The organism is Microcoleus sp. AT9b-C3 (genome assembly GCF_036705485.1).
Taxonomy (GTDB): Bacteria; Cyanobacteriota; Cyanobacteriia; order Cyanobacteriales; family Microcoleaceae; genus Microcoleus.
The window spans coordinates 1-15817 of the sequence record NZ_JAUBUR010000039.1; the positions used below are offsets into that span (position 1 = coordinate 1).

At 47.7% G+C, this 15817-nt stretch carries 9 protein-coding genes; 2 read left to right on the forward strand and 7 right to left on the reverse strand.

What is annotated here, in order from left to right; translation table 11 throughout:
- Positions 1–183: 183 nt before the first annotated feature.
- The 4 genes from QUB77_RS26095 to QUB77_RS26110 all read right to left on the reverse strand — a co-directional run bounded on the left by QUB77_RS26095 (position 184) and on the right by QUB77_RS26110 (position 5152).
- Positions 184–1128: a GDP-L-fucose synthase gene (locus QUB77_RS26095; protein WP_333178818.1), complete on the reverse strand. Its 945-nt coding sequence runs from the start codon at positions 1126–1128 to the stop codon at positions 184–186.
- Between the two features lie 405 nt (positions 1129–1533).
- Entirely contained in the window at positions 1534–2565 is a 1032-nt protein-coding gene (gene gmd / locus QUB77_RS26100) for a GDP-mannose 4,6-dehydratase (RefSeq protein WP_333178821.1), read from the reverse strand.
- A 445-nt stretch (positions 2566–3010) separates the two neighbouring features.
- A complete protein-coding gene (locus QUB77_RS26105) occupies positions 3011–3742 on the reverse strand; it encodes a sugar transferase (protein ID WP_333178824.1) in 732 nt (243 codons plus the stop codon).
- 243 nt (positions 3743–3985) lie between these two features.
- A complete protein-coding gene (locus QUB77_RS26110) occupies positions 3986–5152 on the reverse strand; it encodes a glycosyltransferase (protein WP_333178827.1) in 1167 nt (388 codons plus the stop codon).
- Positions 5153–5454: 302 nt separating this feature from the next.
- Between QUB77_RS26110 and QUB77_RS26115 the strand changes: the two genes are divergently transcribed.
- Positions 5455–7545 (forward strand): iron uptake porin, encoded by a 2091-nt coding sequence (locus QUB77_RS26115; protein ID WP_333178829.1) that lies wholly within the window; start codon positions 5455–5457, stop codon positions 7543–7545.
- Between the two features lie 602 nt (positions 7546–8147).
- On the opposite strand, the gene QUB77_RS26120 is transcribed toward QUB77_RS26115, so the two are convergent.
- The gene (locus QUB77_RS26120; RefSeq protein WP_333178832.1) at positions 8148–9914 is read right to left on the reverse strand and encodes an NFACT RNA binding domain-containing protein; all 1767 of its coding nucleotides are present in this window, start codon (positions 9912–9914) and stop codon (positions 8148–8150) included.
- Between the two features lie 400 nt (positions 9915–10314).
- Positions 10315–11874, reverse strand: coding sequence for an NAD(P)/FAD-dependent oxidoreductase (locus QUB77_RS26125; protein WP_333178935.1), 1560 nt, complete (start codon positions 11872–11874; stop codon positions 10315–10317).
- 369 nt (positions 11875–12243) lie between these two features.
- Between QUB77_RS26125 and QUB77_RS26130 the strand changes: the two genes are divergently transcribed.
- Complete coding sequence (locus QUB77_RS26130; protein WP_333178833.1) at positions 12244–12831, forward strand: hypothetical protein; 588 nt, start codon at positions 12244–12246, stop codon at positions 12829–12831.
- Between the two features lie 286 nt (positions 12832–13117).
- On the opposite strand, the gene QUB77_RS26135 is transcribed toward QUB77_RS26130, so the two are convergent.
- Entirely contained in the window at positions 13118–15715 is a 2598-nt protein-coding gene (locus tag QUB77_RS26135) for a CHAT domain-containing tetratricopeptide repeat protein (RefSeq protein WP_333178835.1), read from the reverse strand.
- Positions 15716–15817 lie beyond the last annotated feature (102 nt).

Consider the following 15817-nt stretch of genomic DNA (forward strand, 5'->3'; position numbering starts at 1 on the left):
TGAATTGCCCATCAAGTGCGATGTCTGCGGTTAGCTACGCGAGCGCGATTTTTTCTAACTTATTCAGCAAGCCCTAAGTAAGGAAGAGCCAGCTTTACTAAAAAGTTCTTTCTGCTGATTTACTGCCATTCACCACCTTTCCTAAGACAACCCGGTTTCTTCATGAAACCGGGTTTTTCACACTTAAACTGCGTGTTTTCGATACCAATCAATCGTATTTTTCAATCCTTCCTTAAACTTCACCTCCGCCACAAAACCAAACTTTTCCTTAGCCCTTTGGGTATCCAAACAGCGGCGCGGTTGACCGTTTGGTTTGTCTGTTTCCCAAACAATTTCTCCCTCAAATCCCATCAATTCGCAAATCGTTTCCACTAAATCGCGAATTTTAACTTCACTATTCGTTCCCAAATTAACCGGATCAGATTCGTTGTAATCTTGCGTTGCCATCACAATTCCCCGCGCGGCATCTGTGGAATACAAAAACTCGCGGCTAGGGCTGCCGTCGCCCCAAACGGGCAATGTTTTGTCTCCCCTTTCTTGCGCTTCGTAGACTTTGCGAATTAATGCGGGGATGACGTGGGAACTTTTCGGGTCAAAGTTATCTTCTGGGCCGTACAAATTTACTGGTAGCAAGTAGATACCGTTGAATCCGTACTGCTGGCGGTAGGATTGCAGTTGCACTAATAAGGCTTTTTTGGCAATTCCGTAAGGTGCGTTAGTTACCTCGGGATAGCCGTTCCACAGGTCGTCTTCTTTGAAAGGAACTGGGGTTAAATTGGGATAAGCGCAAATGGTGCCTACGCAGACAAATTTTTCGACTCCTGCTTCGTAGGAGGCGTGGATTAGTTGCGCGCCCATCATCAAATTATCGTAAAATAATTCAGCGGGTTTGACTAGGTTTAAGCCGATGCCGCCGACGTGGGCGGCGAGGTGAATGATAATATCTTGTTTTTCGGCGGCGCGCTTGCAGTTTTCCATGACGCGAAGGTCGCAGTCGCGCGATCGACTAACTGCAATTTTATCAGCATCGGCCCCTGCTTTCACTAGCTGGTCGATTACCTGACGGCCCAAGAAACCTGCGCCGCCCGTGACTAGGATGCGTTTGCTGCTTAAATCCAAGCTTGTCATAATTTTAGCCTCGGGATTTTGAATAAAGGTCGATCGACAATTTCAATTCTAAAATTGTTGCTTTAGCAAAAAAAGCTTTCAGCTAAAGGATGAGGTTGCCCACAAATTTGTTTTAGCTGCAGCAGATAGGGACAATTTGCGCCGTGCACACCCGAAAGTTAGATATAGGGGTCGCGACTCCTCAACTATCATTTTAATGTTTTTTTTAGCCCGCACAGCCGAAAATTTTGCGAGCAATTAAGCGGGTTCTTTGAATGCCGATCGCGCTAATACCTGTAACAATCCTCTCATCAGTTGTAAACTCTGTGTAGGGGCAACCCGGCGCGAGGAAGCCTTTCGCCAATTGGGGTATACAGGGGGCACTACCCCTACAAATTGTTCGCACTGACGGCTTGGTTTAGCGACTTAATCAAATCCGTTGCCCGAACCTCGACCTTGCTCCTCTAAAGCTTTCATGTCAGCATCTACCATTAAATGTACTAACTCCTGAAAAGTTACAGAAGGTTCCCAATTTAATTGCTGGCGCGCCTTAGTCGAATCCCCAATCAACAGTTCGACTTCTGCTGGCCGCAAGTAGCGTTCGTCAAACTCTACATATTTTTGCCAATCTAAATTGACGTAAGTAAAAGCCAAATCTAGAAACTCTTTGATGGAATGAGTCTCGTTCGTAGCAATGACATAATCGTCAGGTTTGTCTTGTTGCAGCATCAGCCACATCGCCCGCACGTAGTCTTTAGCATAGCCCCAGTCCCGCTTAGAATCGAGATTGCCCAAGTAAATCTTTTTCTGCTTGCCGGCGACTATTCTGGCAACGGCGCGAGTAATTTTGCGAGTTACAAAAGTTTCGCCACGGCGGGGAGATTCGTGATTGAACAAGATGCCGTTGCAGGCAAAAAGTCCGTAAGATTCGCGATAATTTATTGTTTGCCAGTGCCCGTAAACTTTGGCGCAGGCGTAAGGACTTCTGGGATAAAAAGGAGTTGTTTCCTTTTGCGGAACTTCCTGCACCAAGCCAAACATTTCCGAAGAACCTGCTTGATAAAACCGCACTTCTATGCCCGTGCGGTGCTGATAGTCCCGAATTGCTTCTAGCAGCCGCAATACTCCCATCCCTACTGCGTCAACGGTATATTCCGGGGAGTCAAAACTGACTCGAACGTGAGATTGAGCGCCTAAGTTATAAATTTCTACCGGCTGAACTTCTTCCAATATCCGGCGGAGAGTGGTGCCGTCCGTCAAGTCGCCGTAGTGTAGAAACAGGCGCGCACCCTCGCTGTGAGGATCGACATAGATGTGGTCAATTCGATCGGTATTAAAACTAGAACTGCGCCGGATAATGCCGTGAACTTCATATCCTTTCTCTAACAGTAATTCGCTCAAGTAGGAGCCGTCTTGACCTGTAATACCTGTTATTAGCGCTCGCTTGCGTTGCGTCATCTGATTTTCCTGTGACAGGCTGTGTTAATTCACAATAAATTTTTTGGCAGAGGCTGTTGCTCCCTGCCGGCCGTATTCTCAAACTGCTTTATAAAACTTACTCAAACTTAACTTTAGTTACCTAAAGCCAGTTGAAGTTTACTTCCTACGCTGTTGGGTACTGGGCTATCCCAAGATAAGTAGGCTATCCCCCTTAAGCCAAAGGTTATAGAGTTAAGTTTAACACCTAAACCTAAAGTAGTCTATCTAGAAGAACCGATCTTTCTAGACGAATAAGAGGTAGGTTTATTTAAGTATTTGCCCCTTTAGTTAAGCTCACAATTCTTCGATCGGCATCAAGGAACTGTTTAGTTTTGACAAAGAGTTGGTCGCGGATTGTCAGTAGTCAGCATCAGTGGTCAGTAACAAATAAAACTAACTACCGATTGCTGACTGCGGACAAAAATTAGTATGCGCCGTTATTTTTGGGAAAAATCACAACTCCAATTGTTTTGAAAACAATCCACATATCCATCCAAAGGTTTTTGTCATTTGCGTAATAGAGGTCGATTTGGACTCGGCGGGGATACGGAATGTCGTTGCGACCGGACACTTGCCACAAGCCTGTAATTCCAGGCCTTATGGTGAGAATTTTGTTGATGTGACTACCGTATCTCGGCAGTTCTTCTTCAACTAAAGGTCTCGGTCCGACGACGCTCATATCTCCTTTTAAAACATTCCAAAACTGGGGAAACTCGTCTAAACTGGTCATTCGTAAAAATCTTCCAATCCAGGTAATTCGAGGGTCTTGTTTCAGCTTGAAATTGTCCTCAAACTCTTGACGCAAATGCGGAGAATTTTCCATGATTTCTAGCAATATATCGTCCGCATTTTCCACCATCGTTCTGAATTTAAGGCAATAAAACCTTTTACGGTTTTTGCCTACTCGTTCCTGTACGTAAAAAATAGGACCGGGCGAGCTTAAGGCGATTAAGAAAGCCAAAAGCAGGTAAACCGGAGCAAACAGGATCAGAACCGATAAGGAAAACAGGATGTCAAATAACCGCTTGAAAAGTTCTCCGTCGAGGTTCTGTAGAGAACGACTTATGCGTCTATCTCCTTGCAGGACAGACCCAAAACCGCGTCTTGCGATCGCTCGAATTACCTTGCCGGAGATTAGTTGGCTGTCGGCAGTCATCTTACTCCTTCACTTCACACCACACACAGTCCTGATCATAAAGCCTCAAGACGCTTTGTTCTCTCAATTATGTTTCCAATACTCAATTTTCTGCCTTCTGAAGGCTTCAAAAGGCAGAAGGAAGAAGGAAGAGGGCTTCTGGCGTCAGAATGAAAAAGGCACAAGGCACTTATGCAGAGGGCTTCTGAAGGCACTTATACAAAGGCAGAAGGAAGATTGTCCCGCTATCGGGTTGTGGCACTCTCAAGCCCCAGACTCGGTAAAATCACGGGAGTGAAATTCCTGATAGCAGCGTTCCACAAAAGCTAGATAGCGCTGCCCAAAAACTTCGGGGGCAAACTGTTCAGCGCGCAACCTGCAGATTTCTGGCTCAAATTTGCCTTGCAACTGCTCAAATTCCTCGACAGCTTTGACTAATGCTGCTGCGGTTTGGGAGGAAAAAAATAAACCAGTCCCTGTCTCTGGGTGTTGGCGAATGTCGAGCACTGTCTCCAAAGCGCCCCCTGCTGCATAGGAAATTACTGGTGTTCCGCAAGCTTGAGCCTCTACCAAAGCTATGCCAAAATCTTCGCAAGCTGCATAGACAAAGGCTTTCGCCTCTGCCATGTACTTTTCAACTATGGAGGCGGGCTGCCAGCCGAGCACTTGCACGTTGGGTTTGGCGATTTGCCGAATCATTTCTAGTTCTGGCCCGGTGCCGATGACAATTAGAGTATGCCCGAGTTGATTGAATGCTTGGACGATCGCACTTACGTTTTTGTAACTTACCAACCGACAAACGGTGACGTAAAAGTCCTGTTTTTGCCGCATCAAGGAAAATCGCTCGATGTTTACCGGCGGATAAATCACCTGGGCCCGCCGCCGATAGCAGCGCCAAATTCGGCGCGCAGTATGTTGAGAGTTAGCGATGAAATAATCAACGCGATTGGCGGAAATTACGTCCCACTGCCGCAGTCGATGCAACAAATATCGCGTCAGCAGACCCTGGATGCCCCGTCCGGCTTTGCTGCTACGCAAATAGTCAAAAGTTAAGTCCCAAGCGTAGCGCATGGGTGTGTGGCAGTAGCAGACGTGCAGTTGCTGGGGACTGGTGAGGATGCCTTTGGCGACGGCGTGGGATGATGAGAGGATGATGTCGTATTCTCGCAGATCTAGTTGTTCGATCGCGATCGGCAGAAATGGCAGATATTTTTGGACGCCACTGCGGGCTGCGGGAAAGTGCTGCAAAAATGTTGTGCCAATCTGTCGCCCAAAAAGATAGCTTTCGGGATTGGCTGATTCAAAGTCGATGAGGGCATAGACATCTGCCTCGTCTACGTGTTTGAGGATTTCCTGCACTACGAGTTCTGAACCGCCAGTAGCTAACGGTGTCAACCATTCGTGAACTAGGGCGTATTTGAGTTTTTTCACTTGTATTTGTAGCCGATCAAACGATTTGTTAGCGCCAGTGCTGTCAATATTAGTCTTACTGAGGGATCAACTTACGCAATATCTAGCCATCAACCAGGTTTCTATCTAGGTATCTAGGTCAAACCAAGGATTTTGGGAATAAACGGAGTTTTTGTCAAATCAACCACAGCAAAACTGTACTCTCCGGCAGTGATTTCTCCGATTGTTGACAAGAAATACTATTAGGCGGAATACTGAAGGTGATTTGCGATCGCCTAAATCTGCGGAATCGGCGATCGACCCTAATGTGGTGTGAGGAAAAAATGTCCAAATTTTTGTGGAAGGGACTTTTAGTTAGTCCGGGTGTATTGGCAGCAACTTTAGTCATATCTTCGACGGCGCTAGCAGCAGAGAAACCTGTAGAAATTGCTGCGACAGCTCAAGCTGATAAATTGCAATTAGCAGGTGCTGCAACCGAGGTGGCAAAGTCTGAGACGGCAAAGCCTGAGACAGCCGAACCAGCCTCACTAGCTAGTAAATCAACTGTTGAAACTATTGAGAAAGAAAGTGCAAACCTCTACGAGGGCTTCACTAACGATTTGAGCGCCCCAGTTGCCGAACAAGCAAAAGCACCGGAAGTTGCAGCAGCAGATTTAGGCGAAACCAAACCCGCAGTAGCGCCCGCAAATTTAAGTCCCGAACAACCTGTCGCGGAGCAAATTCCCGCAGTAGCGCCCGCAAACTTAAGCGAAACGCAACCCCCCGCACCACTGGCTAATTTAAACGCAGAAAAACCCGCCGCACAGCCCGATCAGATTTCGCAATCCACTGATTCAAGTGCCCAACCTCAAGCACAGTCTAATGTTTTAGAACAAATCAACCAATACAGCACAGAAGGCAGTAGCAGCGAAGATGCGGCCGGTCAAGTAACATCTGTGTCACAACTTTCCGACGTTCGACCAACCGATTGGGCGTTCCAAGCTTTGCAGTCTCTAGTAGAGCGCTACGGGTGCATAGCTGGCTATCCTGACGGCACTTTTCGCGGCAACCGGGCGATGACTCGCTATGAGTTTGCAGCAGGTTTAAATGCGTGTTTGGATAAAGTTAGCGAGCAGATTCAAGGCGGTTCCAGAAATCTGGCGACGCGAGAAGATTTGGCTTCTGTGCAAAGGTTGCAAGAAGAATTTGCGGCGGAATTGGCAACTTTGCGCGGCCGCGTCGATGCTTTGGAAGCACGTACCTCTGAATTAGAGGCAAATCAGTTTTCGACTACGACTAAACTCAACGGCGAAGTGATATTTGGTTTGGCGGGTATCGCCAGGGGAGATGATGCCGAGGGTCGCGAAGCTGATAAAACCACGGCTTTTGGCAGCAGGGTTCGTCTCAATTTTGACACGACTTTTTCTGGAAAAGATTTGCTGAGAACTCGATTGCAAGTTTTAAATTTGGGTTCGTTTTCTACTAATAATACGAAAACTGCTGAAGGGGAATTGCGGTTTAATGCGGGACCTTTTGGCGAGGCTAGCAATACAGTAGGTTTAGATGCGCTGCTTTACCAATTCCCTCTCGGCAAAAGCACTACTGTAATTCTAGAAGCCAACGCCGGCGCTGCTGATGATTTTACCAACACTGTCAACCCTTACTTTGACGGAGACGGCAGCTACGGCGCTCTTTCTAACTTCGGTACTCGCAACCCGATTTACTATTTGACTGCAGGTTCTGGCATCGCTCTGCGGCATCAGTTTGGGGAAAAACTCGAACTGAGTTTGGGATATTTGGCCGGCAATGCTGCGGACCCGACGCGGGGAAATGGTTTGTTTAACGGTTCTTACGGCGGTTTGGCTCAGTTGACTTTTAAACCGAACGACAACATGGCTTTAGGTTTAACTTACGTTAATTCCTACAACTTTGTTACTGGTACAGGCAGCAATGCTTCTAATTTCCCGGCGCGTCTCGGTTCCTTCGGACTCGAAAGCGATAGCAATCTGCCAGTTTCTAGTAATTCCTACGGCGCGCAAGCTTCGTGGCGGTTGAACCGGAGATTGGCAATTGGCGGTTGGGCGGGTTACACCAACCAGCGCATTTTATCCAACTTAGCTACTCCTACCGGTTCTGTACAGCGGGGAGACCAAAAAATTTGGAACTGGGCAGTTACTTTGGCTTTTCCCGATTTGTTGAAAGAAGGAAATGTGGCGGGAATTCTGGTAGGTATGGAGCCGCGGGTGACGAGTTCTACTAATCGGACTTTGCCGGAAGATAAGGATACTTCGCTGCACCTTGAAGGTTTTTATCAGTTTAAGCTGAGCGACAATATTTCTGTCACTCCTGGTTTGATTTGGCTGACTGCTCCTGACCACAATAAGAATAATTCTGATTTGGTGATTGGGGTTGTCAGAACGACGTTTACTTTCTAGGAGCAACCCTTGGGGATTTTAGATTTTAGATTTTAGATTTTAGATTGGCAGTTTTAATCTAAAATCTAAAATCGCCAATTTAAAATTTTCCGCGCTTGGGTTTAAGGTTTCAACAAAAACGACCAGCTTTTGCTAAAGCTGGTCTGCACAAATAGTTAAATCCGTTGTGTTGTGTTCCCACAGTGTTTTTCTCACAGTGAGGAAACCCAAGTTGCACGTTTCTTTGCAAAGGGTTCTAAAATAAATATCATCTCTCTTAAGTGGTATTATAACAACAAAATTTAACTTTATGTAATAAAACTTTACATGACAGACGATTTTTAATTTTTAGGGGACGATCGCACTTTCGGTCACTTTGTATAATCCAAGGGGCTTCAAAAACCCGGTTTTTGCGTAGGTTTATCGATACCAAACCAGTTATATCATGTCCGATCGATCGCCCATAATACCATTGGGGCGGGTTTGTGAGATTGTCCGTTAGGGGCAAATATTATTGGTGAACCCGCCCCTACAGGAATCAGGGTAATCGACCGGACATGATATTATTTTGTGTAGAAACCAGGTTTCGATTGCCGATCGACTATTTTCTCACCTTGTATAAATCAAGCAGGAGCTTGCTGCGGTCTACCCCAGACAATCCGCTCCTGCTTGTATACAACCATACCAGGTTTAGCACCTTTCGGCTTGTATACATATTTCGGTTCTGTATAAACCACCGGAACTTGTTCGCTGTGGCGGGCGCGACTGTAGTAAGCAGTCATGTCGGCGGCAAATTGCAAATCGGTTTCTTCAGCCACAGTACCGGGTTTGAGACGCAGCAAAGCGTGACTTCCGGGAATCTCTAGGGTGTGGAACCACAAGTCGTAGTCGTTAGCGGTGCGAAAAGTGAGTTGGTCGTTTTGGCGGTTGTTGCGCCCGATTAATAATTCAAAGCCGCTGGGGGTTTGGTAGCGGTGAAATTCGATCGCAGCATTTTTGTCGGTACTGCGGTAATCTGGTACGTCTAGATATTTTTGCTGGATAAGTTCTTCGCGGATTTCGGCGAGGGTTTGCAAATCTTGGGTGTTGCGGTAGGTTTCCAACACCGAAAGTGCGACTTCAACTTGTTCTAAATAGTCGATTTCTTCCTGTACGGCGGCTAACAAAGGTTCTACTGCTATGCGGGCTCTTTTAAGTTTTTGGTGTTTTTTGTAGAGGGCTTGAGCGTTTTGAACTGCGTTTTTTTCTGGGTTTAGGGGAATGATAACTGGTTTTTCGGTTTCAAAGTCGGGGAGAGAAATTGATTTCATTCCCGGTTCCCAATGCTGCAAAGAAGCCATCAGCAAGTCGGCTTGGGATTTGTGGGTGTCGGCGTCTGCAGATTGCTGTAAACGTTCTTTAAATGTGTTGGCTTTGAGGCGCAGTTTTGCCAGGACGTTGTTGAGTTTTTGGGTAAGCTGATGCCGCAGTTGGGCGAATACTTCTTGATTGATTTCGCCTGTGTAGTAGCTGTTAAGTAATTCTTGAACCGAAGAGAAGGAAGAAGGAACAGAGGAGTTAGATTCGTTTGCAGGTTCTGCCTCTTTTATATGGGGTGTCGGCCAGTCGATGACGGTGTAGCCTTCGGGGGTAAAACTCGGGTGAAATTTGGAGTTTTCTAGGCATTGCAGCCAGTACAGCCAGCGCTGGAATAGTTGCTGCCATTGGTCGGGATTGAGGCTGTCGGTGGATTGTTCGGGGTCTAAAGAAGCCGATCGAATCATTGACCCAATTAAAGCCTTACTCAACCCTCGGTAATTCTTCAACAGATTGCGGTTTAATGGGCCGGGAACCAGGCTAATTCGTGATTGCCAGCGGTTTTGAGATTCGCTCAGACTCGGCACTGCATCGGTCAAAGACGGGGGCATTTCGTAGGGTTGCCCGGTTTGGATGGGACGGACGGTGGACTGTTTGGCGCTGACTTGGTGGGCGCAGGTGACAACGAGATTGTCTTGGGCGGTGAGGATGACGTTGCTGTATTTGCCCATGATTTCGGCGTACAGGTGCCAGAGGGCTGGTTCTCCAGGGCGTTTGGCGAATTGCAAGTCGATGACTCTTTCCCAAGGGGAAACGGGGGCGATGGAAACTAAGGCTAAACCGCTGAGTTGGTGCCGCAGTTGTTCGCTGAAGGTGAAGGTGTCGGGAATGCGGGGCGGGGGGTCGCCGACGCAGATGCGGGCGGCGACAGGATGCCAGGAAAGGTCAATCCAGCCGCGCCCTTTCATGGTGCGGAGGGCTAGGGACACCGTGAATCGATCGCGCTGGTAGACTTGTTCTAAGCGCGCTGGCAGCCATTGGGCTCGCAGTTCGCTGCAAGCTGCGGTTAAAGTTGTAAAGTCTACGGGTTGCACGGTGGCCTCTTTGCGATCGAACTATGTATGTCTATGCTGACAGATTTAGGTCGTATTTGACCGATTGTATCAAAGTTTGGCAACCAAATTTGATGATCTGTTAAAAGTCCGCTGATTGAAAATCCGGGCAGAAAAATGTGCGATCGCCTCGACAATAATATCACGGACGGTTGCACCGTTCGTGATTTTTGACTGTTAACTGTTAACTAATGACTGTTGACTGTTAACGGGCAGGTCGAAAAACTGAATGGTGGAGTCTTAACTGTTGACTCAATTTTATTATTCCGATGCAACCGGAAACGATATCATTCCCAAACAATCAGGAAAATATCTGCGTTAATCTGCGTTAATCTGGGTTAATTTGCGGTTGCCCAATCCTTCAAAAAATTAGACAATAAGTCTAATTTTTTAGACCAATATCCTGCATCATTTCCAAATGCTTGTGCAAGGGTGCGATCGTATTAGCTGCGATCGCACCGCTAGCAGCAACAGCCGGCAAACCGATACCCGGAAACGTTGAATCTCCGCAGCAAAACAGCCCAGCTAAAGGTGTTGTCGGCCCGGGAAACAAGCCGCTACCCGCCCGAATTCCGGGCCCGTAGGAACCGCGATGGCGGCGCAAAAACCGTTCGTGGGTGAGCGGTGTGCCAACTAAGGTGACTTCGCAGCGCGATCGAATATCGGGCACAATTCTCTCTAAGGCTTCCCACATTACCTTGGCGCGCACTTGTTTTTGCTGCTTGTACTCTTCGCTGGTGCGATCAAGCTTTTGCCACAAATCGTAAGGCTCGTTTCCGGGCGTGTAGGCGTGAATGACGTGCTTTCCCGGAGGCGCGAGGTCGGGGTCGAGCAGGGAGGGAATCGAGACGAGAACGACGTTCTGAGGGGCTGTAACGCCCAGTTCCCAGTCCTTGACGAAGATGTAGTGACAAGCCAAGTCCGATCGCACTCCGGCAGCATCAATTCCCAGATGCAGGTGCATGAAGCTGTCGCACTCGGGCGTCGCCTGCCGCTGTTGCCGAAACCTTTGCGGGACTGAGGTTTCAGGCAACAGTTTCAGCGTATCCCAAACGGAAGCGTTGGAGACGACGGCTTTGTGCGATCGAATAATTTTGCCCGATCGCAGCCGCACGCCCGCAGCCCGGTTGTTTTCCACCAAAACTTCTGCAACGTGGGAATTTAGCAGCAACTGCCCTCCGTGGCGCTCTAAACCGCGTACCAGGGCATTTACCAAAGCTGCACTACCGCCGATCGGATAGTCCAAAACTGCATTGGGGCGATACCAGTCGGCGAACATGAATGCGACTTCGGCTGCGATCGTTCCGTCGGCGGGAAGTCCAGACAGCAGGAAACACAACAAGTTCAGCCAATTTTTCACGAAGGGATCTTGGACGTTTTTGTCCATAATTTTGCTGAAAGGGCCTGCAAGTGCGATCGCGTCGCCAGCAGTTTGCAGGAAAGCCGGCGCAAATTGACCGAGGGTAAAAACACTGCCCAAATCGAAGCGCAAAGCGAGGGAGGGCAAGGCTGTGGCAGCTTTGGCGTAGGGTTCCATGATGCGCTGGAGTTGCCGCCATTCGGCGACTGCTGCGGCGCCGCGCAGTCGTGCGAGCACTTCGGCAAATTGACTCGCACCGACGGATGTGTCGAAATCGCCTTCGGGCAAGCAGCAACCCCAAGTATCGTAGGTGATGCAGGGGAGTTTTTCGCCGATCGCATCCAAAACTTGCCGCAGGGGATTGGCAGATGGGCTGTAGGATAATCCTGAGTACAGGGAGGGCCCGGAGTCGAAGCTAAATCCGCCGCGTTCAAAACCGTGTGCGGCCCCGCCCGCGAGCGAGTGACTTTCGCAGACAATCACGTCAAAGCCATATCGGGCAAGCATTGCACCGCAAGTCAAGCCGCCGATGCCGCTGCCGATGATGATGATTTCTGTGTCTGTGGGGGCGATCGCAACCATGTTTTTCTCCGCTACATCCGCTAATATTATCAATCACTCGGCCTCCGGCAAGATGCCTGCCCCACAAATAATCTCTCTGCTGGTGGAACAGGCAAGATGCCTGTTGCCCATCAGAGGCAGGCAAGATGCCTGCCCCACAATCTCTCTGCTGGTCGAACAGGCATCTTGCCTGTTGCCCATCAGAGGCAGGCAAGATGCCTGCCCCACAAGCAATCTCTCTGCTGGTGGAACAGGCAAGATGCCTGTTGCCCATCAGAGGCAGGCAAGATGCCTGCCCCACAAGCAATCTCTCTGCTGGTGGAACAGGCATCTTGCCTGTCCCTTAAAATTTTGCATCAAGCCTAGTAAATTCCTGTTATTGTTAGTTAAATGGAAAACATATCAATTCTAGAACAAGCCGCTAAATCGAATACAAAACCATCTCCCGCCGCCGTAGTCGCAGCCCTCTTAGAAGCTGAGAAAAGCGCGAAACAAAATAAAATTCGCTATGCTTTCGAGCAATTAATCGGCAACTGGCGCTTGTGCTTTATCACCGGCACGAAAAAGACTCGACAAAAAGCGGGAATTGTGTTAGGCGCGGGACGTTATATCCCTGAGTGGGTGGCGAAAATTCAAATTGCTTATTCGGCCCAAGCTGTTGCGGATGGGGAAGCGGATAGCGAAACGGGCAGGGTGGAGAATTCGGTGCAGGTTGGGGCGATCGTACTAACTCTTTCCGGACCGACTAAGTTTTTGGTTAATAAAAATATTTTAGCTTTTGATTTTACCAGAATTACGGTGAAGTTGTTGGGAAAAACTGTGTATCAAGGATTTATTCGCGGTGGAGAAGCGCGGGAGGCGGAATTTTTTAGTTTGAGTGTGGGGAAGCAGGCATTTTTTGCATATTTTCTGGTAGAAGATGGGATAATTGCGGCTAGGGGAAGGGGCGGCGGCTTGGCTTTGTGGGGGAGAGTTTAGAGGAATTGAGAACACGGCAATTGAGGACAGGGCAATTGAGGACACGGCACTGCCGTGTCCCTACGCCAAAATAATCTATCGCCCTGGCTTTGATATAACCATCGCCCGATTAATTGTAGGGACACGGCACTGCCGTCTCCTGACTGTGGGTAACGGGTAAAATCAACCGGATTGGATGATGAAATTGCCCGATTAATTGTAGGGACACGGCAATGCCGTGTCCTGACTGTGGGTAATATCTCTGTAACTACATAGGTCAAATACAGGGTTTACTGTTCGGTATTAACTACCGCGCATCGCCAATTAAAATAAACGGCGACCAATAAAACGGATGGGGAGTCCGTTGGATTTGACTCAACTTAGCTTGCCACAAAGCTTCATTTTTACTCATCCCCTTATTGATATTTTGATAAAATTCAACCATCAAATCTTTAGTAGCGGAATCATCAACACTCCACAAACTCGCCATCACCGCTTGTGCGCCCGCACGCTCAAATACATAGGCAACTCCCGATATTTCTTCACCGTTAGAATTCGCTTGCATAGCAGTTTGACACGCGCTTAAGGTGAAGAGTCTGGTGTTTTGCAATCCTAATAACGCGGCATCGGCAATATTGAATTGGCTGTCAGCAAATAGCAGTGTATTTTCCTCCATGCCCAATTTTTTACAGCCTCCCTCTTGGAAACAGCCGTGAGTTGCTAGGTGTAAAAAAGGAAAGCGGGGTGCTTTAGTTTTGAATTGGTCGAGGGTGGCGGCCTTGCCGATATAGGCGGAACTTCCGGGGAATAATTGAGCGATATTTCTAACTTCTTCTTCTGTACCGGGTAAATTTTGTGGAGGGCGGGGGATGGGATTTCCTAATGCTAAGACTCCGCCTTGTAAAGTAGAATTGGGAATTGACCTTGTGGAAATGCGGGTGAGATAGTTGACCGGATATTTCTGGATTAGGAATTGGCGATTTTTCGTGTCCCAAAGGGTTTCAAAGGGGATATAACGCAATTTTCCGGTGGCGATGATGCTCAATTGTTTGGGAGATAATGCCTGTATTTTGTCTTCTACAGGGCGTATTAGGATGTCGTATAGTTTGCCGCCAGTTTCTCTGTAATCTGAAGTGCGTTCGCTTGATATTTGTTCGCGGTGTTCGGTGAGGAGGTTGTCGAATTCTGCGGGGTTTAGCGTAATTGTTTTAACACTTAAACTGTCTTTTGTCAAGACAAATAGGGCGACGGTGTTGGGGACATTATTGATATTTGTCAGCAAGACGGGTTGAATGACAACGGTATCTGGTGCGATACTTGCTTTGAGTTGGGCGATGTCTTTGGGTGTGGTTTCAAAGAGTTCGGCGACTTCGGGGAATTGGCGGCGGATTTCTTCTGCTTTGCGGTAGACTTCTGCTTCTAATTCCCGCATTTGTCGGGAGAGATTGTCTGAGGGTTTGTCTTGGAGTTGGCGGCGGAGGAGTTCGAGTTGTTGATTTTTTTGATTCCACTCGTCAAGGGCTTTTTGTGCTTGGGAGTTGGCTACTTTGGCGTCAATTAAGCGGGTGTAGTCAACGAGATCGGCTGTGGTGGCGATGTTGATCCATTGGAAAGCGCGATCGGCTTGGTTTTGGTCGATGAGGAGGGAGGTGAGGGCTTTTGCTCTTCCTCCTTTAGATTCTAGAAATTTTTGCCTATTTTCTCGCTGTAAACCACTTCGTGTTTTTAAAGTAATTTTGAGGGATTGCTCCAAATTGTCGATCGCTTGAGTCGGTTGCTTCGTATCCCGGTACACTCTACCAATATTACTCAAAGTAGTAGCTTCCCCAGAGCGATCCCCCACTTCCCGCGTCATTGGTAAAGCTTGGTTAAAGTATTTCAATGCTTCTTGCGGTTGGGAAATGCTGTTGTACACTAAACCGATATTATTCAAAGTAGCAGCTTCCCCAGAGCGATTGCCCACTTCCCGCGTCATTGGTAAAGCTTGGTTAAAGTATTTCAATGCTTCTTGCGGTTGGGAAATGCTGTAGTACACTGCACCGATATTACTCAAAGTATTAGCTTCCCCAGAGCGATCGCGCACTGACCGCATAATTGGTAAAGCTTGGTTATAGTATTTCAATGCCTCTTGCGGTTGGGAAATGCTGTCGAACACTGCACCCTTATTATTCAAGGTAGTAGCTTCCCCAGAGCGATCGCCCACTTGTCGGCTAATTGCTAAAGCTTGGTCATAGTATTTCAATGCTTCTTGCGGTTGGGAAATGCTCTCGTACACTACACCGATATTATTCAAAGTAGTAGCTTCCCCCGCGCGATTGCCCACTTCTCGCCTAATTGGTAAAGCTTGGTTATAGTATTTCAATGCTTCTTGCGGTTGGGAGATGCTCTTGTACACTACACCGATATTATTCAAAGTAGTAGCTTCCCCCGCGCGATCGCCCACTTCCCGCATAATTGGTAAAGCTTGGTTATAGTATTTCAATGCTTCTTGCGGTTGCGAGATGCTGTGGTACACTGCACCGATATTACTCAAAGTAGCAGCTTCCCCAGAGCGATCGCCCACTGACCGCCTAATTGATAAAGCTTGGTTATAGTATTTCAATGCTTCTGGCGGTTGGGAGATTCTCCAATAGTTAAAACCAATATCATTGAGTGCTAATGCTTCCAGCTTTTTATCTTTTACTTGTCGTGCTATGGCTAGAACCTGTTGCCATGTTTCTATTGCCTGTCGCGCTTTTTCTTGCCGTTGCTGTTGCCTTGCTTCTTGTATAAGTCTGTTTATTTCTTCAACCTGTGAATCTCGACTTTGCCCCCATCTCGGTTGTACCCTCAGCGGCACAGTCAGAGCAGTTAAACACACACCCAAAAACACAACACTGCCGATAAAGAGTTTTATCTTTTTCATAATTCACCAAATTAGATTAATAGAATAGGTATCAAACGCCGAATCTTTTAATCCTTGCAATCTTCTAATGATTCGTCAAAACCGTGTGATATTGAAATTAAA

What these genes read in the sequence shown, in the direction of transcription:
- QUB77_RS26095 (WP_333178818.1), bottom strand. Translation starts at nt 1,128, where the DNA reads ATGACAAGCTTGGATTTAAGCAGCAAACGCATCCTAGTCACGGGCGGC.
- gmd (WP_333178821.1), bottom strand. Translation starts at nt 2,565, where the DNA reads ATGACGCAACGCAAGCGAGCGCTAATAACAGGTATTACAGGTCAAGAC.
- QUB77_RS26105 (WP_333178824.1), bottom strand. Translation starts at nt 3,742, where the DNA reads ATGACTGCCGACAGCCAACTAATCTCCGGCAAGGTAATTCGAGCGATC.
- QUB77_RS26115 (WP_333178829.1), top strand. Translation starts at nt 5,455, where the DNA reads ATGTCCAAATTTTTGTGGAAGGGACTTTTAGTTAGTCCGGGTGTATTG.
- QUB77_RS26125 (WP_333178935.1), bottom strand. Translation starts at nt 11,874, where the DNA reads ATGGTTGCGATCGCCCCCACAGACACAGAAATCATCATCATCGGCAGC.
- QUB77_RS26130 (WP_333178833.1), top strand. Translation starts at nt 12,244, where the DNA reads ATGGAAAACATATCAATTCTAGAACAAGCCGCTAAATCGAATACAAAA.
- QUB77_RS26135 (WP_333178835.1), bottom strand. Translation starts at nt 15,715, where the DNA reads ATGAAAAAGATAAAACTCTTTATCGGCAGTGTTGTGTTTTTGGGTGTG.